The organism is Streptomyces sp. HSS9-12, from assembly GCF_054963655.1.
This window is the reverse complement of record NZ_JBUEGC010000020.1, coordinates 84,427-108,630: the sequence shown is the minus strand read 5'-3', so window position 1 is coordinate 108,630 and position 24,204 is coordinate 84,427. Positions and strand designations below refer to the sequence as shown.

The following is a 24,204-nucleotide window of genomic DNA, read 5'->3' as shown; positions in this document are numbered from 1 at the left end:
GGCGCCTTGCAGCTGACCGCACCAGGTCACCTCGCTACCGGGCGAACCCTGGCTGACGCGGCACTAGGACGACGCGCGGTGGCCCACCCGCTCGACCGTGTAGAGCTCTTTGCGGCCGTTCAGGCCCAGCCGGTCGGCAACCCGCTCCGCCTCCGCTCGGGTGGCGTAGCGGCCGACGCGGTAGCGATTGCCGTTGTCGTCCTGACGTATGACGACCCACGGCAGGGCGGCGTTGCCGTCTTCGGTCATCGCCGCTCTCCCAGCGCCGTCGTAGGTAATTCGGCGCACAACGTCCCGTTCTCTGAGGAAACCGCAATCCGCATATGCCCGAGCCTACGCCCGACCTTAACTCTTCGGATACGGGTTTTCACAAAGAGGTACTCATCCGGCCACTTGTTCGAGCTTGGACCGGTCCTTGCCCGCCCCTCCGGCCACGGCACCGGCAGCCTGACCGGCTACGGCCTTGGCGTCGGCGTCAGCGGTCATCTCAGCCGTGACCTCGGCCAGCGAGGGGTTGTGCCACGCGCTGCGCACGCCCCACACGTAGAACGCGAGCCCGATGAGCGCGACAACCAGGATGTCCCAGCCCGGCGCCAGGTAGCCGCGGCCGCCGAACTCCTCGCCGCCCGCCCACGAGACCAGAGCCATGACCAGCAGGTACGCGACCATCCAGGCGCCCGCCTTCAGGTGCGGCTTCAGCTCGGCCCACGGCTTGCGCAGCTCGTACCAGGCCCAGATCGGCAGACCGATCGCCATGATGAAGATGACCTTGCCGGTCAGCGGCCAGCGGGCCCAGTACATGACCAGGGAGCCGAAGACCATGGCGATCGGCGCGACGACCGGCATGGAGCGCAGCCGCACCGGGCGGGGCAGCTCCGGTGCGAGCCGGCGCAGCGCCATCACGGCGACCGGTCCGGTGATGTACGAGATCACCGTGGCCACACCGACGACCTCGGCAAGGGAGCCCCAGCCGCGGAAGACGGCGAGGAAGGCAAAGGCGACGACAAGATTGAGCAGCAGCGCCGGCCGCGGCACACCCGTCTTCGGGTCGACCTTGCCGAAGACCCCGGGCAGGTGACCGTTCTCCTGCACACCGTGGATCATGCGCGAGGTGGTGGCGGCGTAGATCATGCCGGTGCCGGATGGCGAGATGAACGCGTCCGCGTAGAGCAACAGCGCCAGCCAGTTCAGGCCCCAGGCGAGCGAGAGGTCCGCGAGCGGCGAGTTGAACGACAGGCCCGACCAGCCGCCGTGGCTGAGGTCCGCGCCCGGCACGGCGCCCAGGAAGGCGACCTGCAGGGCGATGTAGATCACCAGGGCGATGAGGATCGAGCCGATGACGGCCTTGGGCATGGACTTGCCCGGGTTACGCGCCTCAGCGGCCATGTTGAGCGGCGACTGGAAGCCGTTGAACGCCCAGACGATGCCGGATACCGCGACCGCGCTGAAGACCGCGCTCCAGCCGTTCGGGGCGAAACCGCCGTGGCTGGTCAGGTTGCGGCTGTCGAAGTGCGCCAGCAGCAGGGAGCCCGCCGTCAGGGCGGGGACGACGACCTTGAAGACGGTGATCGCGGTGTTGGTCTTGGCGAACAGGGTGATCGCGAACCAGTTGAGGAAGAAGTAGAAGACCAGCAGCACGCTGGAGGCGGCGACGCCGGTGACCGTCAGCTCCTTGCCGTCGTACAGGCCCTGCGTCCAGCCGAAGTCCCAGGAGCTCATGTACTGGATGGATGCGGTCGCCTCACCCGGGATGACCGAGACGATCGCGATCCAGTTGGCCCAGGCGGAGAGGTAGCCGGCGAGCGAACCGTGCGAGTACTGGCCGTAGCGGACCATGCCGCCCGCCTTCGGGAACATCGAGCCGAGCTCGGTATAGGTGAGCGCGATGGTCAGGGCCACGGCGGCGCCGATGACCCAGGCGAGAATGGCGGCGGGTCCGGCGAGCGCCGCTGCGCGCTCGGCCCCGAAAAGCCAGCCGGACCCGATGATCGAACCGAGGCCGACTGCTGTGAGGGCGACGGTGCCGAGGGACCGCCGGTAGTGGGAGTGGGAACCCTCTTCGGTACTCAAGTCCCAGAACTCCTTCGGTGGGGGCCCGAGGGCCGCTCTTTGTGAGTGCAACCCCCGCGACGGAACACAAAACTGCGCCATCCTATGGAGCAACTGGGATTACGTCTTCATTACCAAGGTCATCTGTGACCTTTGCAACATAAAAGGCCCGCCCTGTCGTGCCGCGACAGGGCGAGCCTTTGCAAGTACTCCCTTTGCTCCCCGGGGGCGGGCGAGCGGCCCGCCGCTGCCGGATCACTTGACCGGAAGCATGCGCTGGGTCACTTGACCGGGAGGTGGTAGGTGAGGCGGTAGCGGTCGGCAGGTACGACGACATCGGCCGTCTCCACCGGACAGCCGCCGGCGAAGTACGTCCGCGAGACGACCAGCACGGCGTGCCCCGGCACTCTGCCCAGCAGCTGGTTCTCCTCCGCGAGCCCCGGCCGCGCCCAGACCTCCTCCACGACGTTGTCGACGATCACATCGATGGCCGCCATCCGCTCGACCACCCCACGCCCGGCCAGCGGCCCCTCCTCCGGCAGCATCACGGGCGAACGGCCGGTGACGTGCAGGGGCTCCCAGGAGGTGGAGAGCATCAGGGGCTCGCCCTCTACGCGGAACAGATAGCGCGTACGCATCACCCGGTCGCCCGGCTGGATCTCCAGCCGGGCGGCGATCGCCTGCGTCGCCTCCTCCCGCTCGCTGCCGGACTCCCAGGTGCCCTTGACCCGCTCGTCGGCCTGCTCCTGCCGGAAGGGGTTGGACTCGCTCATCGAGCGATAGCCGGTGCGGGCGATGGGCCGCTGGACAGGCCGCTCCCGTACGTACGTGCCGGAGCCGGAGCGCCCCTCGACGAGACCTTCGGCCATCAGCACCTTGCGGGCCTCGAGGGCCACGGTGTCGGAGACGCCGTACTGCTCACGGATACGGGCCTGGGACGGGAGCCTCGTGTGCGGCGGCAGCGAGCCGTCGACGATCTTTTGCCTCAGGTCGCCGGCGACGCGGAGGTATGCAGGCTGCTCACCGAAAGTCACGTGCCCCTCCCAACAGTTGACAGACTGCAACAGGGTGGCAACCGTGGGTTGTGACCTGCAAGCATGGGCCAAAGTTTCACCTGATGTGGTGATCTCGACGACCAGCAGGCATGATTCGGCGTCATCTAGCCATGGATTTTGGCCAGATGACAGGAGTACGGATCACGCCCCGCACGGCTATGGGGGCGCCAACTCCCCCCGCTCCTCCCCCCCCCCCCCCCGCAACGGCCCCAGGTGAGGCCTTTCACATGCGCAGAGCAGAGCTGGCAGACCGGGTGAACAACTCGCGCCGGAGGGACGGCCACTGCTCATTGCCACATCCGCTCGGGCACGCGCTCCAGGACGTCGTACAGGTAGTTCAGGCGCGGCAAGATCTCCTGCGGCCGCAGCCTTCCCTCGTACCAGGTGATGAGCTCGCCTCGGTCGAACCTCAAGGGTGCATCATCAGCGCGGGAATCGGCGGTGAGAAAGCGCGCCAACTCCCCTCCCACCACATCGCGCGCGACCTGCACGTCGCTGGCGACAATGCGAAACGTCTCGTCGAATTCCGAGTTCCCCAGTTTCACAATGTGCCCGTCAGCGAAGACCTCATCCAGCCACTTATGCTGACGAACAACCACACGCGGTATGGACGCCGCCGTCTTCACGGCGAACACGGCGAAGTACAGCGTTTTGTCCGAGGGGCGCCCGTCGACGATTTCGTCGCGATACTCGAAGCAGCTGAAGCTCCGACCTCGGTGCCGACCTTCGATGCAGTCCCACGTCCTCATGTTGTGGGAAACGTTCGCAAAGGGTTCGACACCGCTGTACCGATCCGCTCCCGCGAAATTGACAGGCGAGTAAATCCAGCCACGGGACCGCGCCAGCTTACGCAGATCCGCCTGCTCTTCATCCCTCCCCCACATCTCGCGATAGTCGTGAACCATGAGCGTGCCCACGGTACCGAAGATGCCGGCGAAGATGAGGCCGATACCCCCCATGACTGGCAGCGCTACGCGCCGGGGATACTCCTTCTCCCCGATCACAAGAGTGAACTTCTTCGAACTCAGCTGTCCTGTGGCCTTATTGGGCACAGGTACCGTCTCCCCTGTTCGTGCCATCGCGCCGACCGGACAGTGTACCGAGCGGTCGGCCTGTACAACTGGCGGGACGTACAGGGCGAGTTGCGGACGCACGGCTCGAAACGCCTTACGTGACCTGACGACTCCTGAGATGGTGATAGCGTCCGGCGTGACGACAGTGCCAACTTGCCTGTTTTTTAAGAAGCGTTCAGGGGGCGGTGGTCCGAGCATGGATGACTTTCGTGCTGATCCGGAAGATCTCAGAAGTGGCGCTTCAGCCATTCTCACATGCCTGGAACCAGCAAAAGGTATCGATTTCGAAGCAGTGAACGACGATCTGGACGACTCCGGACACCTGATCCTCTCTGGGAAGTTTGAACAATTCTGCGCTACCTGGCAGGAGGCCTACCTGGTCCTCGGCGACCGTGCGGCCGACGCGGCGGAGAACCTCAACGATACGGCCGACTACGCGCAATCGGATGCCGATGCGGAGCGGCTGCTGCAGCCGTATCGCGCGGGACGGTAAGGACGGGGGACAGATATGGCTTCAGAGCTGGGCGAGACCACAGACCCAAAGGAGCTCATCCCGGGAAACGCAGGGTCCCTGGAGGACATCGCGCGGTCGCTCAGGAAACATTCCGGCACATTCGACGACGTCGGGACGGGACTGGGCGCCGTACGCATACCCGGTTGGGCCGGGAAGGCTAGCGACAACTTTTGGGACAAGCTTTCCGGCGAGAAGCGGAACTGGCTCTATGCGTCCGATGCGATGTCCGACGCTGCCACGGCGATCAGCAAGTACGCAGGAGTGCTCAGCGCGGCGCAGCAGCGGGCTGCGGAGGCAATCGACCTGTGGGCCGGCGGCGATCAAAGCCAGGCCCAGGAGATTTTGCAAAGACTTCCGTGGGCAAGGACGGCTTTCACTCAGGCCTTGAGGGATTTGCGGGCGCCAAGGCGACCGGAAGGGCCAGCGCGGACGTCGGCGGTATCGGGGCCGGTGTCACGGGCGAGGCGATGGCCGGAATCGGCGGCGCGGCCACCCTGGATGCCGGTATGAAGGACGGCAAGTTCGTTGTCGGTGGCGAACTGGGCCTCGCGTTCGGCGTCGGCGCCAAGGTGTCCTCGCAGATCGAGATTGACCCGGATAAGGTCATCGACACGGTCGGCGATGCAGCGGACGTGGTTGGTCTTGATGACATGGGGGACGGGGTGAAGTCGCTCAATCCCTTTGGCTGACACTAGCCTCGAAATTCCGCACCCTAAGGGAGTTGATCCACCATGGCGACCACGCTACCGGTAAAGATCGAGTTTTCATTGCCGGAGGGCTGGCAGCCGGCGCCCCCCGACGAGGTGGGCGCCCCCGGAGTGGCTTTCGTTGCGCTCCACCCCGAGTCGCGGGACGGGTTCACCGCGAATATCACGATCGCCGGTAATCTTCGGGACGAAGCTGACCTGGTTACGATTGCCGACGAGTCAGTCCAGCGACTGAGTGAGGCGGCCACGGTGAGCGTCACCAAGCGGACTCAGGTGGGAACCCCCGAGGCGCCTGCGCTTACCCAAACCCTCCGCATCTCCAGCACGCTGCGCGGGCGTCCCGTGGAGCTGGTGCAGAGCCAGGTGTACTTGGCCATGCAGGATGTGCACGATCCGGCCAAGCCCGCCGTGATAGAGCTTGCGTTGACAGCCAAGCTGAGCCAGTTTGAGGAGGTCGTGGACGACTTCAAGGAGTTCGTCCGGACTGTCCGCCCGGCAGACCCTGCCACGGCATAGGCCTTGCCCGCCTCGATGCTTGTGGGTGAGCCCCTCGCGAATCTGGATTCGCGAGGGGCTCACCCACAAGCACATGTCACTCAGGCCGGGCGCCACGCCTGCGCCGGTATGCGGTCCAGGACATCACACAGGTAATTCAGCTTCGAATCGATCTGTTGCGGCCGAAGTCGTCCCTTGTACCAGGTGATCAGCTCGTTTTCATGGAACTGGAGAGGCGCGTCCTTGGCCCGGGAGTCGGAAGGGAGGAGCTGCGCCAGATGGCCGGCCATCATTCGCGCGAACGGCTCGTCGTCGGTGATGATGCGAAATGCCTTGTCAAACGCGGGAAGGCCCAGCTCCACCACTTGGCCGCGGCCGAGCATGCGGGCTTCCAACTTGTCCCCCAGTTCGGGCCGACGGACACTCATTCGGGGCACGGTCGTCGGCATGGTGATCGCGAACACCGTGTAGAACCGCCACTGGTTGTCGCCCATGTCGTTGCCCATGCCACGTGTGCGGTACTCGAAGCAGCAGAAAGTGCGTCCGCGGAATTCACCGGCGATGTGGTCGCATATATCAATATTGGCACCCTTGATCGGGAACGGTGCCGACCCGCAGTAACGGTCTCCCCCTCCGCGTACCGTAGGGGTGTAGCTCCAGCCACGCCCCTGTACGAACTGTTGGAGCTCCTCCTGCTGTTGGTCGGTCCGCCCATCCCTCTTGTTCCCGCTCTTCCAGCCCCAGATGACAAAGGCGAGGATGGCGCCGCCGACACAGATGGTCACGAGTGCTTCCATGCCGCATGAGTATGGCGGACGCCGGATCGCATCGCATGTGCCGGGGTCGCCCCCGGAAAGGGCCGACCCGGTCGGCCGTGACGTGGTTGCCGGGCAGCAGCTGCACGTTCTTCATGCGCTTGAGTTGTTCGAGTCGCCAGTCCCGCACACGGCCGTAGGTCGCGAGGCTGGGCAGGCGCGATTGGGGTGCTCCCTCGTCGCCGTCGCCACCGGAGCGACCTGGCGGAAGGACCGCGTGGGGCGCTATCCGGACTCATCGTCCATTTTGGGACCGCTGCTCAACCCCGCCGGCAGTCAAGCACCACCTCGTCGGCGTCTACTCCCGGCATTGGCTCGAGCCACTGGCCCAGGTGTTGGGCGGCGTACAAGCGCGAGGAGATCGCTGCAGCCAAGAAGGAGCGGCCGCTCCACGCGCTGCGCGCGCAAGCCGGGGATGCCGAGCCCCCGCGGGGTTTCCTGGTCGCCCTCGAAAAGCGCCGGGCCGAGGGAGAGTACGGCCTGATCGTCGAGGTCAAGAAGAAGAGCCCGTCCAAGGGGCTGCTTCGCGCGGACTTCGACCCGTCGGCACTCGCCCGCGCCTACCAGGCGGGAGGAGCGGCCTGCCTGTCCGTGCTCACCGATACCCCTTCGTTCGACGGCAGCCTGGACCACCTCGCCGCCGCGCGTGCCGTCGTTGAACTCCCCTTACTGCGCAAGGACTTCGTAATCGACCCCTACCAGGTCGTCGAATCCCGGGCCTGGGGGCGCCGACGCCATCCTGCTGATGATGTCCACCGTCGACGACGAGACCGCGGCCGACATCGAAGGCACCGCGCACGAACTCGGCGTGGACGTCCTGGTCGAGGTGCACGACCCCGAGGAGCTGGAGCGCGCGTCCCGTCCGCGGTCCCGGCTGATCGGGATCAACAACCGGAATCTGAAGACCATGGAGACCACCCTGACCACGGCCGAGAACCTGGCGCCGAAGGTTTCCCGGGACCGTGTGGTGGTCGGAGAAAGCGGACTGAGCACTCCGCAGGACCTCAAGCGCATGGGCGCGGTCGGCATCACCACATTCCTCGTCGGCGAGAGCCTGATGCGTGCCCACGATGTCGAGGCCGCCACCCGCTCGCTCCTGGCACAGTAGTGCCGCTGACGACACGACCAAGGGAGCAGCATTCATGAGTGTTGAGTTCCTGATCACGGCCTTCATCATCGTGGCCTCACCCGGAACCGGCGCCGTATACACCGTGGCCACGGGCCTGACTCGCGGACTGCGCATGTCGGTGGTGGCAGCCTTCGGCTGCACCCTTGGCATCGTCCCGCACTTGGCTGCGGCGATCGCCGGCCTGGCCGCGATTCTGCATACCAGCGCGGTGGCCTTCGAGAGCTTCAAGTGGGCCGGTGTCGCCTATCTGCTCTATCTCGCCTGGCAGACCCTGCGGGAGAAGGGCGCAATGAAGATCGACACCGAGGGTGCGAAGACGGAGAGGTCGGCGGCTGGCGTCACCGGGACCGCCATTCTGATCAACTTCCTGAACCCGAAACTGTCCATATTCTTCCTGGCGTTCCTGCCCCAGTTCGTCCCGGCCACCAGCACCAACACGCTCCCGCGCATGCTCGAACTCTCGGCCGTGTTCATGATCATGACGTTCGTCGTGTTCGTGATCTACGGTGCCTTCGCGGCGGCCGTGTGCGATCACATCATCACCCGGCCGAAGGTGCTGGCCTGGATGCGCCGCACCTTCGCCATGGCCTTCCTGGGCCTCGGTGTCCAGCTGGCCCTCGCCAACCGCTGACCGCCTACGCCGGCCGTCTGCTCGCCCCTCCCCGGAAACGCTTCCGGGGCGGGCGAATCCATGTAAGGACCCTATGCGAAATCACCTGTTCATCAAGCTCTGTGGGCTGAGGACCGAACAAGACGTGGACGAGGCGGTCGAGGCCGGGGCCGATGCCATCGGCTTCATGTTCGCCGACAGCCCTCGACGTGTGTCCGCGACCACCGCCATACGGCTCGTCAAACGTGTCCCGTCCCATGTGATGACCGTTGGTGTCTTCCGCAATCAGACGGTGGCGGAAGTCCGCTCGCTGGCCAGTCTCACCGGCGGGCGTGCGTACAGCGAGGAGGCCCTGCGCGAGGCGGAGTCCGCGTTCGCGCGCATCGAGGGCTTCATCCAGCGGGTCGTGGAAAGGCCGGGGGCCCGGTCGAACCGGCCGCCGAGGTGCCGCCGGCGTTCGCCGAGGCGATGGACGACGACCTGGGCGTCCCGCAGGCCCTCGCGGTCGTGCACACCACCGTCCGGCGGGGCAACTCCGCCCTCACCGCCGACGACAAGAACGCGGCCGTCGCCCGGCTCGCCGATGTCCGTGCGATGCTCGGAGTGCTGGGCCTCGACCCGCTCGACGAGCACTGGGCGGGCGGCCCGGACCGCGGCGAGGACCTCCACGGCGTGGTGGACTCCCTGGCCAGGCTGGTGCTCGAGCAGCGCCAGGCCGCCCCGGGCCCGCAAGGACTACTCGGGCGCCACGCCTGCGTCGGTATGCGGTCCAACACGTCGCATAGGTAGTTCAGCTTCGAATCGATCTGTTGCGGCCGAAGCCGTCCCTGGTACCAGGTGATCAGCTCGTTTCCGTGGAAAGCTCGCCTTGCGTACGCGATCGGAGGATAGGGAGCAGGCAATGCGGTTCTGACGTGGTTGCCCCAGCACGATCCCAGCACGGGAGCTTCATCACGCTCTGGGGCGGGCCAGGTCCGCTCGGCGCAGATGGTAGAGAGCGGCTTCCGCTGCGTGGGCGCCGCACATTCCGTGCGCGCCGGGTCCCGGCGGAGTCGCGGCCGAGCAGAGGTAGTAGCCCGGCAAGCCGACGGAGTACGGATTGCCGGCCAGGCGGGGGCCGAGGACCAGCTGCGGGATGTTCTTCGCGCCGGTCATGATGTCCCCGCCCATGTAGTTCGGGTTGTACTCGGCGAATCCCGTGGTGGTGCGCACGGCACAACCGACGATCCGGTCCCGGAAGCCGGGAGCGAACCGCTCGATCTGGGCGGTGATCGCCTCGGTGGCGTCGCCGGTGTAGCCGTGCGGCACGTGGGCGTAGGTCCACACCGGATGGACGTTGCCGACTGACCGCTGCGGATCGGCGAGGTACTGCTGCCCCACCAGCACGAAGGGACGTTCCGGCATGCGTCCGGCGGCGATGTCGCGTTCCGTGGCGGCCAGTTCGGCGAACGCACCGCCGAGGTGGACGGTGCCGGCCCTGCGCGCGGGCTCCGCCGTCCAGGGCACTCCGCCCTCGACGGCGAAGTCCACCTTGAAGGCGCCGGGCCCGTGGCGGAAGCGCCGGTAGTCCCGGGCGACGCGGGCCGGAAGCCGGTCACCGAGGATGTCGGCGACCGCGCCGGGGGCCAGGTCGAACAGGGTCACGTCGGCGGAGGGCAGGTCTGCCGCGCTCTTCACGTATGCCCCGGTCTCGATCGTGACACCGAGGTCGGTGAGCAGGGCCACCAGCGCGTCGCTGATCGCCTGCGAGCCGCCGGCGGCGACCGCCCACCCGTACCGGTGTCCGGCGGTGAGGATGCCCAGGCCGATGCTGGAACTCAGTGGCCGGTGCAGCGGCTGGAAGGCATGCGCCGCCACCCCGCCGAACAGGGCCCGGGCCTCCTCCCCCGTGAAGCCGCGTGCCAGGGCGGTGGCGGGGAGCAGGGCGGGCAGTCCGAAGCGGGCCAGCAGCAGCGGGTGGTGCGGGATCCGCAGCAGCGGGCGCATGATGTCCTCAGCCAGCTGGTCGTAGGTCTCGGCCGGGCGGCCGAACAGCTGCCGCCACCTCGCGCCGTCCGCACCGAGCCCCTCGGCGGTCGCGGTGACGGAGCGGCGCAGCACCCCTGCCGTGCCCGCGTCGAGCGGATGCACGCAGTCGATCTCGGGCAGCAGCCATCGCAGACCGTAGCGGCCGAGGTCCAGTTTCCGCAGGACGGGCGAGCCCACGGCCATCGGGTGGATGGCCGAGCAATGGTCGTGCAGCAGCCCCGGCACGATCGCCTCGCTGCTGCGGGTACCGCCGCCGACCCGACTCGCGCCCTCGAGTACGGTCACCCGCACGCCCTCCCGGGCCAGGAGGGCGGCGGCGACGAGCCCGTTGGGCCCGCCGCCCACCACCACGGCCGTGCTCATACCTGCATCCTCGCATCGGCGCCCGCACCGACGTCTTCCACGTCCCGCGAATCCGTCTGGACCGAGGCCGCCGCCGACCAGGTGACCTGGACCGGGATCGGGCCGCCCGGCAGCCACGGCTGCTCGCGCACCGCGTCGGCGACCCGCCAGGTGCCGCGCTCGATCACGCCGAGGGCCGCGTCGATCACCTTGTAGTGCTGAACCTTGCTGTGAATGGCTTGCGACTCCACCCACACCACGATGAACTCGCCCGGCTCGAAGCGGCAACGGCTCTGGAGCGCGGCGATCAGGTCCTCGTTGTGCAGGTGCCCGTCACCGAAATTGAAGCCGATCAGCGAGTTGCACGCGAACTCGGCCTCGCGCACGGTCCACCGGTCGAGGTCAGGGATGTGGCGGAGCAGCAGGGAGAGCAGGCCCCGGCCCTGGCTGTGCATGGAGCGCCAGGCGATGGTCTGCTGCATGGTCACCTCGGCGACCGCCGCCGGGTAGCCCATCGCCTTCAGCTGGTCGATCTGGTTGGAGGTCGGCCGGGTCACCGCGTTCAGCCTGTCCTCGGCGCCGGGCGCGAAGGCCCACAGGGCCGAGGCCCAGTTGCCCGCGTACTGGCGCATCGAGGGCAGGAACGACACCAGGTCGGGCCGCAGGTTTCCCAGTACGGGGAAGAACATGAGGCCGACGACGATGCCGAGGGCGAGCCACGGCGAGGAGATGTCCCCGAGGCCGTAGCCCTGACCGGCGGGGAATCCGACGAAGAGGAAGACCGACGTGAAGCCGAAGAGGATGTTCCACTCCAGCGGGACCGCCAAGGGGAACGTCGAGGTGATGAAGAGGTGGAACACCACCATCAGGACGACCCCGGCCAGGGTCACGGCCCGGTTCGTGGAGAACAGCAGCACCAGGGGGGTGACGATCTCCACGCAGGTCCCGCCCACGTGGGCCAGGCTGCCGGCCGCCTTCGAGGGGCGGATGTCGTGCGGGAAGTCCCGGTACTGGGCGCGCTTGAACCATCTGCCCGGCACACAGGGGCTGTTGCTCACCATCGGCGGGACGACGTTGGAGAAGTGGCGGCCGAACTTCGACACGCCCGCGCCGATCCACACCGTGACGATCAGCAGCTTGAGCGCGACGATCATGTCGACGAAGGGCAGGCAGCTGAAGAACAGCAGGGCGGGCAGGTACTGCTCGCCACGGGCGGCCAGGAAGATCGTCTTGTCCCGCAGGCCGATGAGCATCAGCAGGGCCATGACGAGGAACAGCGGCCTGGGGTCGACCAGCCCGGTGGTGTCCTGCGGCAGCGCCGCCGCCAGGGAGGCGCTGTGCACGCCCGGCAGCAGGACGGCGGTCAGCAGCCCGGCCAGCAGGGCGAGGTAGAGCAGCACGTCGACCACCGTACGGCGATCGCCGGCCGTGAACGGCACCCGGCGCCAGGGCCGCAGCCGGATGGTGCCCGGGCGCGCCCAGAAGAGGATGCCGCCGGTCATGGGCTTGAACTTGCCCGCGATGGGCCCCCAGGAGCCGGCCAGTCCCACCGCCTCCAGGAACACCGTCCACACGACGAGCTTCTGATAGACGATCGGTACGTCCCACCACTGGGCCACGTCCCAGAACGGGGCGGTCCCCGAGGACCACGTGGCCAGGAAGGTCCCGCCGAGGACGTACAGGAACAGCAGCTTGACGACGTAGACCGTCGGAATCATCTTCGGCGAACCGAAGCCGTACTCGACCCAGTGCAGGGCCAGCGTCTTCAGGCGCTCGCGCAGCGGCTTGTCGAGGAACGTCTCGACGTCGACGGGCGGGAAGTCGCCCTTGGTGAACCCCAACGTCAACTCCTTCGGTGGGAATGGGTGCTTCTCGGTACGGGGCGGGCTCGTGGTGGCCCGCCGCTCTCAGGACCCGGCTTCCGCCGGGGACAGCCGGGCCCGCAGCGCCGGCTTGTCGATCTTTCCGACGGGGTTCTTGGGCAGGGCGTCGAGCAGGAAGACGTCGGCGGGGAGCTTGAACTTCGACAGCCGGGCCCGCAGGTGTTCGCGGATCTCCGCCTCGGGGAGGACGGCGCCTGTGGCCAGGGCCACGAACAGAACCGGCTCTTCGCCGAGTACCGGGTGCGCGCGGCCGACAACGGCGGCCTCCAGCACCTGCGGCAACTGATGGACGACCGCTTCGATCTCCTTGGGGTAGATGTTCTCGCCGCCTCGAATCACCATGTCCTTCGCCCGGTCGACGAGGACGAGGTAGCCGTCCTCGTCGATCCGGCCGATGTCGCCGGTGCGCAGCCATCCGTCGCGGAGGGTCTCGTTCGTCGCCTCGGGACGGTTGAGGTAGCCGCGCATCACGTTCGGGCCCTGGATGAGTACCTCGCCGACGGCACCGGCCGGTACGTCGGAGCCGTCGGGGGCGCAGATGCGGATCGACTGACCGCGCAGCGGCAGGCCGACGGTTCCCGGCTTGCGGACACCGAGCAGGGGGTTGACCGTGCTGGCGCAGGTCCCCTCCGAAAGGCCGTACCCCTCGACGACCGGCACCTGGAACCGTTCCTCGAACCTCGCCAGCAGCTCCGCGCTCGCCGGTGCCGCCCCGCAGATCGCGAAGCGCAGCGAGGAGGTGTCGGCCGGGATGTCGGCGGGGAGGTCGGCCAGCTTGGCGTAGATGGTGGGCACGCCGGAGAAGTACGTGGGGCGGGCCTCGGCGACCCGGGGGAAGAAGGACGCGGCGTCGAACCGCCCCGCGACGGTGACCCTGCCGCCGGCCAGCAGCGGTGACAGGGTGCCGACGACGATCCCGTTGACGTGGAAGAGCGGAAGGATCAGCAGGCTGTGTGCTCGGTCGTCGAGCTCGAACGCTTCGATGACCATGGAGCACATGGCGGCGATGTTGTGGTGGTCCAGCATGACGCCCTTGGGCCGGCCCGTCGTGCCGCTGGTGTAGATCAGCAGCGCCAGGTCGTCGTCCCGTGGGTCCGGGAGCGGGTTCACCTGCTCGCCGGACGCGGCCGTCAGCCGCGTGCAGACCTTCACCGCGGCGCCCGCCTCGCGTTCCGCTTCCGGCGTGGTCACCAGGACCGTCGCCGAGGCGTCGCGCAGTTGGTGGTCCGCCTCGGAGGCGGTGAGCGAGGGGTTCACCGGGGTCACCGCGGCGCCCAGGCGCCACGCCGCGAACAGCGCGACGACGAACTGCGCCGTGTTGGGCAGCATGACGGCCACGACATCACCGCGGCCGACCCCGAACCCGCGGAGCACGGCGGCTGCCTGCCCGACCGCCGCCAGGAACTGGGCATTGTTGTGGGTGGCAGTGTCATCGGTGAGGGCGGGATCCCCCGGGGCCTGGTCGGCCCGGAAGTCCGGCAGAGTCGAGAGATGCATGGGCGCTCCCTGTGAAGACACCATGAACGGCGAGTTACCGAACCGTAGGAGCGCTGCGGCGCGTACTGCCATGGCCCGGTGCGACGAAGCCGGCGCCGACCGTTGTCCCCGGAAGACAAACCCTGAAGACAAGCCGTGCCGCCCGACCGGCACGGCCGCTCGCAACGCTCGAAAACCACCAGGTCAGAGGGGTTTGGGCATTGCCGCCCAGCGAGCGCGGTGGCTACGCTCGTTGGGTGGAAACAAATCCCCACGGGGCCGACGACGATGTGGTGGACCGTTGGGTCGCCGCCGTCGCCGCGGAACTCAACGGCCGGCTCCTGGCAGAAACCAGCAGGATCAAGGACGTACTCAAGGACAGAATCCCGGAGCTGCGCACGGATTCCCGGCTCCTGGAACTACTGACCGCCAGCATTCAGGGCAACGTGGAAACGATCCTGCACACCTTGCAGCACGACATCGCCACCGAGCGTCTGGAGGCTCCGGCGGCGGCGATGGAGTACGCACGGCGGCTGGCCCAGCACGGCGTCCCCGTCAACGCACTTGTACGCGCCTACCGACTCGGGCAGACCACATTCCTCGACAGCGCCCTCACCGAGATCACCGCGGCAGGACTGGCCCCGGAACTGAGACTCGCGGTGGCGCGCCGCACGTTCACCGTCGCCTCCGCTTACATCGACTGGATCTCCCAGCAGGTCGTCGACGCGTACGAGCAGGAACGCAACCGCTGGCAGGCCGTCGGCAGCATGCGCGCGGTCCGGGTGCGGGAACTCCTCCGCCGCGACAGCTCCCCGGTCCCGCCCTCGGACATCGGCCTGGGCTACTCCTTGGGGCAGTACCACCTGGCCGTGATCCTCTGGTTCCCCGAGGGCCCCGGCGCCAACCGGAACCTCGACGGTCTGGAGCGCGCGGCCCACGACCTGGCCGGGGTCGTGAACGCCCACCGCCCTCCGCTGTTCGTCGCCGTGGACCGCCTCTCCGGCTGGGCCTGGATCCCTCTCGGCGACCGGACGGCGGTCGACCGCTCCCTCATCGTCCAACACATCACGGGCCGAGCCGACGGCCTGTCCGTCGCGGTGGGGCTTCCCGCTCGCGGCCCCCACGGCTTCCGCGCCTGTCATGAGAACGCCAGAACCGCGCACGAGGTCGCCGTGCTGCGCAGGCCGCGTCCCCTGCGTGTCACGTTCTCCGACGAGCCGGGGCTCGCTCTGGTCGCTCTGCTGGCGAAGGACGTCGAGAAGGCCAGGCACTGGGTGGTCGAATCGCTCGGCCCCCTGGCCGCCGACACCGAGAACGCCGCGCGCCTCAGGGAGACCCTCCACGTCTTCCTCGGCAGCGGATCGAGCCACAAAGCCGCGTCCGAACGCCTGAACCTGCATCCCAACACCGTCAAATACCGTGTCCGGAAGGCCCAGAACGAGCTCGGCACCGCGGTGTCGGACAACCGGCTCAGCATCGAAGTCGCCCTCCTGGCCTGCCATTGGCTGGGCCGGGCCGTCCTCACTTCCGTCCCGCCCACAACTCCGCGGCCCCCAAGAGGACCGGCCTCCGCATCCGGCCGGTGACGGCTGCGAGGTCGTGGAGACAGCGCATTCCCTCAGGGACGCGGGGCAGGCGGTGCCGGGGTCCGCGGGGCGAACGGAGCGGGAACAGGAGCCGAGGGACGTCCACCACAAAGCCTCGCGCCGTCACGGGTACGACGGCTCTGCCACCAGGAGGTGAAGACGGGCCCGGTCGCGGGGGACAGCGCTGTCGTTTCCCTCGTACAGCCTCGTCCTGGGTCTGAAGCTGCACCGAAGCGCGGCTGTCGGTCGGCCCCGGAGTACTGGCACGAACACCGCCACCGGTCGCGGACTTGCCGTCCCCGGAAGGACGCACCGCCGACGCGCTTGAAGCCGGTGCGACGAGCGGAGGCGGGTTCGGCGGATCGACCGGGCGGCCGAAAAGACTCACCAGGGCCAGGGCCAGCAGGCCGGATACCCCGATATATCTGACGACCCGTCACCTTGATCCAGCGTCGATCCAGCAATGGTGCGGATAGCCAGGGATGACGACAGATGACGAGACGTCAGCAAATCCAGCACGGATCCAGCGGCGGGTACAGCGACGGGGCCGGCCCCGAAGGGGACCAACCCCGTCTGACCTGCGCATTTGCCAGATCATCGCGTCGATGCTAGGGCGGCCACTAAACGTTGAAGCGGAACTCCACCACGTCGCCGTCCTGCATCACGTAGTCCTTGCCCTCCATGCGGGCCTTGCCCTTGGCGCGGGCCTCCGGGATCGAGCCGCATTCGAGGAGGTCCTGGTAGTGGACGATCTCGGCCTTGATGAAGCCCTTCTGGAAGTCGGTGTGGATCACACCGGCCGCCTCCGGGGCCGTCGCGCCCTTCTTGATGGTCCAGGCGCGGGCCTCCTTCGGGCCCGCCGTGAGGTACGTCTGCAGGCCGAGGGTCTCGAAGCCGACGCGGGCGAGCGTGGCGAGGCCCGGCTCCTCCTGGCCCATGGACTGCAGGAGCTCCAGCGCCTCGTCGTCCTCCAGCTCGATCAGCTCGGATTCGATCTTCGCGTTGAGGAAGATCGCCTCAGCCGGGGCGACGAGTGCGGACTGCTCGTTCTTGAAGGCCTCGTCGGTCAGCTCCTCCTCGTCGACGTTGAAGACGTACAGGAAGGGCTTGGTGGTGAGCAGGAACAGATCGTGCAGCAGCCGGCCCTGCTCGGTGTCCTTGGTGATGCCGGCCGAGAAGAGGGTGCGGCCCTCCTCCAGGATCTCCTTGGCCGCTTCGACGGCGGCGAGGACCGGGGCCTTGTCCTTCCGGATGCGGACTTCCTTCGTCAGGCGCGGGAGGGCCTTCTCGATGGACTGCAGGTCGGCCAGGATCAGCTCGGTGTTGATCGTCTCGATGTCGTCCTTGGGCGAGACCTTGCCGTCGACGTGGACGACGTTCTCGTCCTTGAAGGCCCGGATGACCTGGCAGATCGCATCGGCCTCCCGGATGTTCGCCAGGAACTTGTTGCCCAGGCCCTCGCCCTCGGAGGCGCCGCGCACCAGGCCCGCGATGTCCACGAAGTTGACGGTGGCGGGGACCGTGCGCTCCGAGCCGAAGAGCTCGGCGAGCTTGTTCAGGCGCGGGTCGGGGAGGCCGACGACGCCCACGTGGGGGTCGATGGTGGCGAACGGGTAGTTGGCCGCCGGCACGTCGTTCTTGGTCAGGGCGTTGAACAGGGTCGACTTGCCGACATTCGGCAGACCGACGATTCCGATCGTGAGCGACACGTGGCGACTTCCCGTAGCGAGAATGTTTGAAAGGGCTACGGTCCCGGCCGGGGACCAGTCATCCAGTCTACGGGGCGGCGTGCCGGGCCCACGCTGATGCGGTCACCCCTGCTATCGCGCGGTGATCATGCGCGCCCATACGTGTCGAACTATGGGCCGACTATCAGTCGAACACACCATCAAGGTGGGCCAAACGGCGTGTCCATCGCCGGATTCCGCTGCGCTCCCGACCTACGTTGGTCGCGTGGAGCAGCCCAGCTCGCGTCCCAGGACGCGTATCCCCCAGCGCAAGCCGCGTCGCTCCCCGCCGCGGTCTCCCGCAGCTGTAGCGGGCGGCGGCGCACCGCGCAGCGAGGCCGTACAGCACGCGCCCGAGGGCCCGCGGCCCGGCTCCAGGCTCGACGGGGAGACCGCGGCGGTCTACCGCGCCGGCGGCCGCGGCCCGCTGCCCCCGACGCCGGCCCCCCTGCGACGGCTGCAGCGGGTGCCCGGCCCGCGGCTGACCGCGCTGGGCTGCGGGCTGCTCGCCATCGTCGCGATGCTCGCCGTCGGCACCGTGGACTTGTTGCTCGTAGACGGCTCCCCGACCGCGTACGGTCTGCCTTTCCTGGTGGTGTGCGCGACCTGCGCGCTGTGGGTGCGCCCCAGCGATCTGGTCACCGCGCCGATCAGCGCGCCCATCGCGTTCGCCATGGGGCTGCTGCCGGTCGGCTGCGGCTCGGGCGGGTTCGGCAGCCAGGTGGTGGGCATGTTCACACAGCTGGCGCTGCATGCGGGCTGGCTGTACGGGGGGACGCTCGTGGCGGTCCTGGTGGTGGTGGGCCGCAAGGTGCTGATGATCAGCGACAAGGCCGCACGGCAAGCCGTCCAGCGGGCCGCGCAGGAATCGGAGCAGGGCGTTCAGCGCGTCTGAAGGGACCAGGCCCGGCAGCCGAGCGAACCCGCACAAACAGCGCCCCCGGGCCGCTCCCGGCTCCAGGCGCGCCTGCCCGCGCCGCCGCTGCCCGCACCGCCGCTGCCCGCACCGCCGCTGCCCGCACCGCCGCTGCCCGCACCGCAGTTGCCCGCGCTCCGCGTCTAACGGACCAGCCCCGGTTCCCGGTGCACCTGGCGGAGCTGCCCCTGCTGCCGCCGTACCGTCGCCATCGCGGCGCCCACGATGCCCGCGTTGTTCTGCAGCTGGGCCGGCACCATCTCGGCCCTGATGCCCTCTATCAGCGGCAGGAACTTGTGGGCCTTGCGGCTCACCCCACCGCCGATGATGAACAGCTCGGGCGAGAAGAGCATCTCCACGTGCGCGAGGTACTTCCGCACCCGGCGCGCCCAGTGCGCCCAGGTCAGGCCCTCATCCTCCTTGGCCTTGGCCGAGGCGCGCTTCTCGGCGTCGTGCCCGTCCAGTTCCAGGTGGCCGAGTTCGGTGTTGGGAACGAGCCGCCCGCCCGTGAAGATCGCGCTGCCGATGCCGGTCCCGAAGGTCAGCACGATCACCGTGCCCTCGCGGCCGCGGCCGGCGCCGAAGGACATCTCGGCGATCCCGGCGGCGTCCGCGTCGTTGAGCACGGTCACGGGCAGGCCAAGCCGCTCGCCGAGCAGGCTCTCCGCGTCGCAGCCGATCCAGCTGCGGTCCACGTTCGCGGCCGAGAGGGTCTTACCGCCCATGACCACACCGGGGAAGGTCACGCCGACCGGGCCCGTCCAGTCGAAGTGCTCGACGACCTGATGGACGCGGTCGACCACCGCCTCCGGTTTCGACGGGTGCGGGGTCGGGACCTTGAACCGTTCGGCGGCCAGGTCACCCCGGTCGAGGTCGACCGGGGCGCCCTTGATCCCGGTCCCGCCAATGTCCACGCCGAACAGAACCGTCGAATCGCCCGTGGAAACATCCATGCAACAACGCTACGAGGCTACGGCGACTTGGGCAGCAGTGACGGCTGCCCTTTGCCCGGCCCTCCTCGTACGGCGACTCATACGGAGACTCGCAGGGCTGCTCGTACGGCTGCTCGTACGGCTGCTCGGTGCGGCTTACCTCTCGTTACTTCTCGGCCGCGCGCGCCGCCTCCGCTCGCAAGTCGCGGCGCAGCTCCTTCGGCAGCGAGAAGGTGATGCTCTCCTCCGCCGCCGTCACCGTCTCGACGTCTGCGTACCCGCGCTCCGCGAGCCACTCCAGCACGCCCTGCACGAGGATCTCCGGGACCGAGGCGCCGGAGGTCACGCCGACCGTGCTCACGCCCTCCAGCCAGGCCTCGTCGATCTCGTCGGCGAAGTCGATCAGGTGAGCGTCCTTGGCGCCCGCGCCGAGCGCGACCTCGACCAGGCGCTTGGAGTTCGAGGAGTTCTTGGAGCCGACGACGATGACCAGGTCGGCCTCGGCGCCCATCTGCTTGACCGCGATCTGGCGGTTCTGCGTGGCGTAGCAGATGTCGTCGCTGGGCGGGCTGACGAGCCGCGGGAAGCGCTCCTTGAGGGCGTCCACCGTCTCCATCGTCTCGTCGACCGACAGCGTGGTCTGGGACAGCCACACGACCTTCGACTCGTCCCGGACCCGCACGTTCTGCACATCCTCCGGTCCGTCCACGAGCGTGATGTGCTCGGGGGCCTCGCCGCTGGTGCCGATGACCTCCTCGTGGCCCTCGTGACCGATGAGGAGGATGTCGTAGTCCTCCTTGGCGAAGCGGATGGCTTCCTTGTGGACCTTGGTGACCAGCGGACAGGTGGCGTCGATCGTCGCGAGCCTCCGCTGTTCGGCCTCCTCGTGCACCACCGGGGCGACGCCGTGTGCGGAGAAGATGACGATGTTGCCCTCGGGCACTTCCTCCGTCTCCTCGACGAAGATCGCGCCCTTCTTCTCCAGGGTCTGCACGACGTACTTGTTGTGGACGATCTCCTTGCGCACATAGACCGGCGCGCCGTACTGCTCAAGGGCCTTCTCGACGGCAATCACGGCTCGGTCAACGCCCGCGCAGTAGCCCCGGGGGGCAGCGAGCAGGACGCGGCGGGCTGGCGTAGCAGTCATGGGCACCATCGTAAGGCCGTGGCACGGCCTTGAAAGATCGCATCCCTGGCCCAGACCGGGACAGAGCGTGGCGAGGAGGGACGATGGCGGACCGGAACAGCGTCAGGGCCGCCTGTCGGTCCCAGCGGATACGCTCGCCGCATGGCTCTCAGCACCTCGGCGGACTCGCCGATTCCCGTCGGCGAGGTCTCCCGGCTGATCGGCGGATGGATCGACCGGCTCGGCGCCGTATGGGTCGAGGGGCAGATCACGCAGCTGTCGCGGCGGCCCGGAGCCGGCGTGGTGTTCCTGACCCTGCGCGACCCGTCGTACGACATCTCGCTCTCCGTCACCTGCTTCCGCTCGGTGTTCGACAAGGTGGCGGACATCGTGTCCGAGGGCGCGCGCGTCGTCGTGCACGCCAAGCCCGAGTGGTACGCACCGCGCGGCCAGTTGTCGCTGCGCGCGGCGGAGATCAGACCGGTCGGCGTCGGTGAGCTGCTGGCCCGGCTGGAGCAGCTCAAGCGGTCGCTGGCCGCCGAGGGGCTGTTCGCACTGGAGCGCAAGCGCCGGCTCCCCTTCCTTCCGCAGCTCATCGGCCTCGTCTGCGGCCGCGCCTCGGCCGCCGAGCGCGATGTGCTGGAGAACGCGCGGCTGCGCTGGCCGGCCGTCCGCTTCGAGGTGCGCAACGTCGCCGTGCAGGGCGTGCGGGCCGTGCCGCAGGTCATCGCGGCGGTCAAGGACCTGGACACGCATCCGGACGTTGATGTGATCGTGGTGGCGCGCGGCGGCGGCAGCGTCGAGGACCTGCTGCCGTTCTCCGACGAGCAGTTGGTACGGACCGTGGCCTCCTGCCGTACGCCCGTGGTGTCGGCCATCGGACACGAGCCGGACTCCCCGCTGCTGGACCTGGTCGCGGATGTTCGGGCCTCCACCCCGACCGACGCGGCGAAGAAGGTCGTGCCGGACGTCGGTGAGGAGCTGTCCCGGATCCAGCAGCTGCGGGAGCGGGCCCTGCGGTCGGTCACCGGGCTGCTGGACCGCGAGGAGCGGGGACTGGCGGCCGCCTGTCACCGGCCGTGCATGGAGCATCCGCACCGCATGGTCGAGGAGCGGGAGGACCAGATCGCTTCACTCCTCGACCGAAGCCGCCGGACGCTGGGGCATCTGCTGGACCATGCGGACTCGGAGCTGTCCCACACCCGGGCCCGGGTTGTCGCGCTGTCCCCCGCGGCGACGCTGGAGCGGGGATACGCGGTGCTGCAGCGGGCGGACGGCACAGTGGTCCGCTCGCCGGACGAGGTCGCGGCCGAGGAGAAGCTGCGCGCGCGCGTCGCGCGAGGGAAGTTCGCGGTGCGGGTCGTGCCCTGAACGCACCGGTGAGCCCCAAGCGCCGGAGCACCGCGCGCGTGCCATGCGGCCGCAACGTCGTTGTCGTCACTCACACCTAGGCTGGAGCACATGACGGATACGGACGAGAAGTCCGCCGACTCGACCCTCGGCTACGAGCAGGCGCGGGACGAGCTGATCGAGGTCGTCCGTCGCCTGGAGGCGGGCGGCACAACGCTGGAGGAGTCGCTCGCCCTGTGGGAGCGGGGCGAGGAGCTGGCGAGGGTGTGCCGCCACTGGCTGGACGGTGCGCGGAAGCGGCTGGACGCGGCGCTCGCCGCGGAGTCGCGGGAGCCGGACGACAGCGAGCCGTCCAGCGCCGAGGACTGACCCGGGGAACCATTCGCTGATGTGTCGGCGCACCGCCCCGGACGTACGGGGCCGCACCGTTACGGGGCCGCACCGTTACGGGGCCGCACCGTTACGGGGCCGCACCGTTACGGGGCCGCACCGCCCCGGACGTAGGGGGCACAGCCACGGTGGCCGCCCGCTCACCGGGCCTCCGCAGCAGCTCTACGAGCTAGGAGGCCTTGAGCGCGGCGGCCATCGTCGCAAGCCGGTCGTACGGCGCGGTGCCCGTGACCACCGTCGTCACCCCGCGCTCCGTGCGCACCAGCGCGTCGTACTTCTCGCCGTCGTAACGCTCCCAGGCCACATCGCCGATGCGCTGCGTCGCGCCCGTCTTCCTGGCGCCCAGGCTGACGGCCTCGATGAACTTGGCCGGGGTGCCGTCGCTCTGCTCGACGGCCACGTACTCGTTCTTCGGGTCCATGAAGCCCAGGTGCCACTGGGCACCCAGCTCGCCGGTGCCGTCGTACCGGACCGAGGTGGCCCGCCACCGGTTCGGCAGCCCCACCGGGGCGGCGACCGGGTACGGAGCGGCGCGGCGGGCTGTGTCCAGCTCCACCTTGTAGCCGACCGGCTTCACCGGGTCCTGGGGCCCGTCGTGCGGGATGAACATGTAGATCACCGCCGAGAAGGCGCCGATCACCGCCATCGACAGCACCATGTCCCGCACCGTCTGCTTACCGCGCATACTTGCCACGCCCCCCATCGTCCCCTATCGCCGGTCGGGCGATTCGGGCACCCCCGGGCACCACTTCCGACCGGCCCATGACACTGCTCATGCGTGAGGCGCTCTGCTCACTTTGCCGGTCAGCGGATACTGTGCTTAGCAGGCGGCGACCCTCGCGGCTGACTCCGCAGGTCCTGCCCATCGCACAAGCACGCTCCTCATCCCGGCCGTCGTCGTACAGAAAGGTGCGCTCCGATGACCGAGCACCACCTGCCGTCCCAACTCGAGGTCAGCCCCGAGCACCCTGACCGCAACCTCGCCCTGGAGCTCGTCCGGGTCACCGAGGCCGCCGCGATGGCCGCCGGCCGGTGGGTCGGCCGGGGGGACAAGAACGGTGCGGACGGTGCCGCCGTCAAGGCCATGCGGACCCTGGTCCACACCGTGTCGATGAACGGCATCGTCGTGATCGGCGAGGGTGAGAAGGACGAGGCGCCGATGCTGTTCAACGGCGAGCGCGTGGGCGACGGCACCGGTGCCGAGTGCGACATCGCCGTGGACCCCATCGACGGGACCACGCTCACCGCGAAAGGCATGCCGAACGCCGTCGCCGTGCTGGCGGCCGCCGACCGCGGCACCATGTTCGACCCGTCCGCGGTCTTCTACATGGACAAGCTGGTCACCGGCCCTGAGGCCGCCGACTTCGTCGACATCGACGCGCCGGTGTCGGTGAACATCCGCCGGGTGGCCAAGGCCAAGCACAGCTCCCCCGAGGACGTCACGGTCGTCATCCTGGACCGCCCCCGCCACGCGGACATCGTCAAGGAGATCCGCGAGACGGGGGCCCGGATCAAGTTCATCTCCGACGGCGACGTCGCCGGCGCGATCATGGCCGCGCGGGAGAGCACCGGTGTCGACATGCTGATGGGCATCGGCGGCACCCCGGAGGGCATCATCGCGGCCTGTGCGATCAAGTGCCTCGGCGGCACGATCCAGGGCAAGCTGTGGCCGAAGGACGAGGAGGAGAAGCAGCGCGCGCTCGACGCGGGCCACGACCTCGACCGCGTTCTGCACACAGGCGACCTGGTCAGCGGCGACAACGTGTTCTTCGTCGCGACCGGTATCACCGACGGCGAGCTGCTGCGCGGCGTGCGCTACCGCGCGGAGACCGCGACCACCCAGTCGCTGGTCATGCGCTCCAAGTCCGGCACGATCCGGCAGATCGACTCCACCCACCGGCTGTCGAAGCTGCGCGCCTACAGCGCCATCGACTTCGAGCGCGCCCGCTGACACGCGCGCACGCCGACAGCGAGCAGCGACAACCCGAAGGGGCGCCCCAT

At 68.6% G+C, this 24,204-nt stretch carries 22 protein-coding genes and 4 pseudogenes; 14 read left to right on the top strand and 12 right to left on the bottom strand.

Translation table 11 applies throughout. The features are described 5' to 3' along the window. Nucleotides 1–63: 63 nt before the first annotated feature. From ACY34J_RS13485 to ACY34J_RS13470, 4 genes are all read right to left on the bottom strand, one after another. Nucleotides 64–249 (bottom strand): SPOR domain-containing protein, encoded by a 186-nt coding sequence (locus tag ACY34J_RS13485; RefSeq protein WP_462726575.1) that lies wholly within the window; start codon nucleotides 247–249, stop codon nucleotides 64–66. Between the two features lie 132 nt (nucleotides 250–381). Continuing rightward, the gene (locus tag ACY34J_RS13480) at nucleotides 382–2,070 is read right to left on the bottom strand and encodes an APC family permease (protein ID WP_462726576.1); all 1,689 of its coding nucleotides are present in this window, start codon (nucleotides 2,068–2,070) and stop codon (nucleotides 382–384) included. A 260-nt stretch (nucleotides 2,071–2,330) separates the two neighbouring features. Further along, the gene (locus tag ACY34J_RS13475; protein WP_462726577.1) at nucleotides 2,331–3,083 is read right to left on the bottom strand and encodes a GntR family transcriptional regulator; all 753 of its coding nucleotides are present in this window, start codon (nucleotides 3,081–3,083) and stop codon (nucleotides 2,331–2,333) included. Between the two features lie 308 nt (nucleotides 3,084–3,391). Continuing rightward, complete coding sequence (locus ACY34J_RS13470) at nucleotides 3,392–4,108, bottom strand: hypothetical protein (protein WP_462726578.1); 717 nt, start codon at nucleotides 4,106–4,108, stop codon at nucleotides 3,392–3,394. 265 nt (nucleotides 4,109–4,373) lie between these two features. Here ACY34J_RS13470 and ACY34J_RS13465 point away from each other — a divergent pair, with 265 nt between their 5' ends. The 4 genes and pseudogenes from ACY34J_RS13465 (at nucleotide 4,374) to ACY34J_RS13450 (ending at nucleotide 5,914) form a co-directional block, all read left to right on the top strand. Beyond that, entirely contained in the window at nucleotides 4,374–4,670 is a 297-nt protein-coding gene (locus ACY34J_RS13465; RefSeq protein WP_462726579.1) for a hypothetical protein, read from the top strand. A 15-nt stretch (nucleotides 4,671–4,685) separates the two neighbouring features. Beyond that, nucleotides 4,686–5,012, top strand: a pseudogene (locus ACY34J_RS13460) (putative T7SS-secreted protein); the annotation flags it as partial. A 35-nt stretch (nucleotides 5,013–5,047) separates the two neighbouring features. Then, nucleotides 5,048–5,380, top strand: a complete 333-nt coding sequence (locus tag ACY34J_RS13455) for a hypothetical protein (protein ID WP_462726677.1) — start codon at nucleotides 5,048–5,050, stop codon at nucleotides 5,378–5,380. Nucleotides 5,381–5,422: 42 nt separating this feature from the next. Next, nucleotides 5,423–5,914 carry a hypothetical protein gene (locus tag ACY34J_RS13450; protein WP_462726580.1) on the top strand — a complete coding sequence of 164 codons (492 nt, stop codon included), beginning with the start codon at nucleotides 5,423–5,425 and terminating at the stop codon, nucleotides 5,912–5,914. 80 nt (nucleotides 5,915–5,994) lie between these two features. Here ACY34J_RS13450 and ACY34J_RS13445 read toward each other — a convergent pair whose 3' ends face one another. Beyond that, the gene (locus ACY34J_RS13445) at nucleotides 5,995–6,690 is read right to left on the bottom strand and encodes a hypothetical protein (RefSeq protein ID WP_462726581.1); all 696 of its coding nucleotides are present in this window, start codon (nucleotides 6,688–6,690) and stop codon (nucleotides 5,995–5,997) included. A 186-nt stretch (nucleotides 6,691–6,876) separates the two neighbouring features. On the opposite strand from ACY34J_RS13445, the pseudogene ACY34J_RS13440 reads away from it, so the two are divergent. From ACY34J_RS13440 to ACY34J_RS13420, 5 genes and pseudogenes are all read left to right on the top strand, one after another. Beyond that, nucleotides 6,877–7,422 (top strand): annotated as a pseudogene (locus ACY34J_RS13440) (indole-3-glycerol phosphate synthase TrpC); the annotation flags it as partial. 22 nt (nucleotides 7,423–7,444) lie between these two features. After that, nucleotides 7,445–7,816 carry an indole-3-glycerol phosphate synthase TrpC gene (locus ACY34J_RS13435; RefSeq protein ID WP_462726671.1) on the top strand — a complete coding sequence of 124 codons (372 nt, stop codon included), beginning with the start codon at nucleotides 7,445–7,447 and terminating at the stop codon, nucleotides 7,814–7,816. A 34-nt stretch (nucleotides 7,817–7,850) separates the two neighbouring features. Next, nucleotides 7,851–8,468, top strand: coding sequence for a LysE family translocator (locus ACY34J_RS13430; RefSeq protein WP_462726582.1), 618 nt, complete (start codon nucleotides 7,851–7,853; stop codon nucleotides 8,466–8,468). Nucleotides 8,469–8,541: 73 nt separating this feature from the next. Further along, nucleotides 8,542–8,754: pseudogene (gene trpF, locus ACY34J_RS13425) on the top strand (phosphoribosylanthranilate isomerase); the annotation flags it as partial. A 30-nt stretch (nucleotides 8,755–8,784) separates the two neighbouring features. After that, a pseudogene (locus ACY34J_RS13420) lies at nucleotides 8,785–9,195 on the top strand (DALR domain-containing protein); the annotation flags it as partial. A gap of 203 nt (nucleotides 9,196–9,398) precedes the next feature. On the opposite strand, the gene ACY34J_RS13415 reads toward ACY34J_RS13420, so the two are convergent. The 3 genes from ACY34J_RS13415 to ACY34J_RS13405 form a co-directional block, all read right to left on the bottom strand. Continuing rightward, the gene (locus ACY34J_RS13415; protein ID WP_462726583.1) at nucleotides 9,399–10,838 is read right to left on the bottom strand and encodes a phytoene desaturase family protein; all 1,440 of its coding nucleotides are present in this window, start codon (nucleotides 10,836–10,838) and stop codon (nucleotides 9,399–9,401) included. Further along, nucleotides 10,835–12,658, bottom strand: coding sequence for a DUF3556 domain-containing protein (locus ACY34J_RS13410; protein WP_462726584.1), 1,824 nt, complete (start codon nucleotides 12,656–12,658; stop codon nucleotides 10,835–10,837). The genes ACY34J_RS13415 and ACY34J_RS13410 overlap by 4 nt, the downstream gene beginning before the upstream one ends. 66 nt (nucleotides 12,659–12,724) lie before the next feature. Continuing rightward, complete coding sequence (locus ACY34J_RS13405; protein ID WP_462726585.1) at nucleotides 12,725–14,197, bottom strand: class I adenylate-forming enzyme family protein; 1,473 nt, start codon at nucleotides 14,195–14,197, stop codon at nucleotides 12,725–12,727. Nucleotides 14,198–14,433: 236 nt separating this feature from the next. Here ACY34J_RS13405 and ACY34J_RS13400 point away from each other — a divergent pair, with 236 nt between their 5' ends. Beyond that, on the top strand, nucleotides 14,434–15,762 hold the full coding sequence (locus ACY34J_RS13400) for a PucR family transcriptional regulator (RefSeq protein WP_462726586.1): 1,329 nt from the start codon (nucleotides 14,434–14,436) through the stop codon (nucleotides 15,760–15,762). A 620-nt stretch (nucleotides 15,763–16,382) separates the two neighbouring features. Here ACY34J_RS13400 and ychF read toward each other — a convergent pair. Further along, entirely contained in the window at nucleotides 16,383–17,471 is a 1,089-nt protein-coding gene (ychF, locus tag ACY34J_RS13395; RefSeq protein WP_462726587.1) for a redox-regulated ATPase YchF, read from the bottom strand. Between the two features lie 244 nt (nucleotides 17,472–17,715). On the opposite strand from ychF, the gene ACY34J_RS13390 reads away from it, so the two are divergent. Beyond that, entirely contained in the window at nucleotides 17,716–18,384 is a 669-nt protein-coding gene (locus ACY34J_RS13390; protein ID WP_462726588.1) for a DUF6542 domain-containing protein, read from the top strand. A gap of 164 nt (nucleotides 18,385–18,548) precedes the next feature. Here the strand turns inward: ACY34J_RS13390 and ppgK are convergent, their stop codons facing one another. Both ppgK and ACY34J_RS13380 read right to left on the bottom strand, forming a co-directional pair. Then, a complete protein-coding gene (gene ppgK / locus ACY34J_RS13385; RefSeq protein ID WP_462726589.1) occupies nucleotides 18,549–19,358 on the bottom strand; it encodes a polyphosphate--glucose phosphotransferase in 810 nt (269 codons plus the stop codon). A gap of 145 nt (nucleotides 19,359–19,503) precedes the next feature. Further along, nucleotides 19,504–20,484 (bottom strand): 4-hydroxy-3-methylbut-2-enyl diphosphate reductase, encoded by a 981-nt coding sequence (locus ACY34J_RS13380; RefSeq protein ID WP_462726590.1) that lies wholly within the window; start codon nucleotides 20,482–20,484, stop codon nucleotides 19,504–19,506. Nucleotides 20,485–20,625: 141 nt separating this feature from the next. On the opposite strand from ACY34J_RS13380, the gene xseA reads away from it, so the two are divergent. Beyond that, on the top strand, nucleotides 20,626–21,834 hold the full coding sequence (gene xseA / locus ACY34J_RS13375) for an exodeoxyribonuclease VII large subunit (RefSeq protein ID WP_462726591.1): 1,209 nt from the start codon (nucleotides 20,626–20,628) through the stop codon (nucleotides 21,832–21,834). A gap of 90 nt (nucleotides 21,835–21,924) precedes the next feature. After that, nucleotides 21,925–22,182, top strand: a complete 258-nt coding sequence (locus ACY34J_RS13370; protein WP_462726592.1) for an exodeoxyribonuclease VII small subunit — start codon at nucleotides 21,925–21,927, stop codon at nucleotides 22,180–22,182. A gap of 190 nt (nucleotides 22,183–22,372) precedes the next feature. Here ACY34J_RS13370 and ACY34J_RS13365 read toward each other — a convergent pair whose 3' ends face one another. Next, nucleotides 22,373–22,888: a DUF4245 domain-containing protein gene (locus ACY34J_RS13365; protein WP_462726672.1), complete on the bottom strand. Its 516-nt coding sequence runs from the start codon at nucleotides 22,886–22,888 to the stop codon at nucleotides 22,373–22,375. A 234-nt stretch (nucleotides 22,889–23,122) separates the two neighbouring features. On the opposite strand from ACY34J_RS13365, the gene glpX reads away from it, so the two are divergent. Continuing rightward, the gene (gene glpX / locus ACY34J_RS13360; protein ID WP_462726593.1) at nucleotides 23,123–24,154 is read left to right on the top strand and encodes a class II fructose-bisphosphatase; all 1,032 of its coding nucleotides are present in this window, start codon (nucleotides 23,123–23,125) and stop codon (nucleotides 24,152–24,154) included. The last annotated feature ends 50 nt before the right edge of the window (nucleotides 24,155–24,204 follow it).

Bases quoted from the DNA above. Each gene is read 5' to 3' on its own strand.
- xseA (WP_462726591.1), top strand. From the start codon at position 20,626: ATGGCTCTCAGCACCTCGGCGGACTCGCCGATTCCCGTCGGCGAGGTC.
- ACY34J_RS13370 (WP_462726592.1), top strand. From the start codon at position 21,925: ATGACGGATACGGACGAGAAGTCCGCCGACTCGACCCTCGGCTACGAG.
- glpX (WP_462726593.1), top strand. From the start codon at position 23,123: ATGACCGAGCACCACCTGCCGTCCCAACTCGAGGTCAGCCCCGAGCAC.
- ACY34J_RS13465 (WP_462726579.1), top strand. From the start codon at position 4,374: ATGGATGACTTTCGTGCTGATCCGGAAGATCTCAGAAGTGGCGCTTCA.
- ACY34J_RS13415 (WP_462726583.1), bottom strand. From the start codon at position 10,838: ATGAGCACGGCCGTGGTGGTGGGCGGCGGGCCCAACGGGCTCGTCGCC.
- ppgK (WP_462726589.1), bottom strand. From the start codon at position 19,358: ATGGATGTTTCCACGGGCGATTCGACGGTTCTGTTCGGCGTGGACATT.
- ACY34J_RS13445 (WP_462726581.1), bottom strand. From the start codon at position 6,690: ATGGAAGCACTCGTGACCATCTGTGTCGGCGGCGCCATCCTCGCCTTT.
- ACY34J_RS13450 (WP_462726580.1), top strand. From the start codon at position 5,423: ATGGCGACCACGCTACCGGTAAAGATCGAGTTTTCATTGCCGGAGGGC.
- ACY34J_RS13380 (WP_462726590.1), bottom strand. From the start codon at position 20,484: ATGACTGCTACGCCAGCCCGCCGCGTCCTGCTCGCTGCCCCCCGGGGC.
- ACY34J_RS13485 (WP_462726575.1), bottom strand. From the start codon at position 249: ATGACCGAAGACGGCAACGCCGCCCTGCCGTGGGTCGTCATACGTCAG.
- ACY34J_RS13365 (WP_462726672.1), bottom strand. From the start codon at position 22,888: ATGCGCGGTAAGCAGACGGTGCGGGACATGGTGCTGTCGATGGCGGTG.
- ACY34J_RS13430 (WP_462726582.1), top strand. From the start codon at position 7,851: ATGAGTGTTGAGTTCCTGATCACGGCCTTCATCATCGTGGCCTCACCC.
- ACY34J_RS13405 (WP_462726585.1), bottom strand. From the start codon at position 14,197: ATGCATCTCTCGACTCTGCCGGACTTCCGGGCCGACCAGGCCCCGGGG.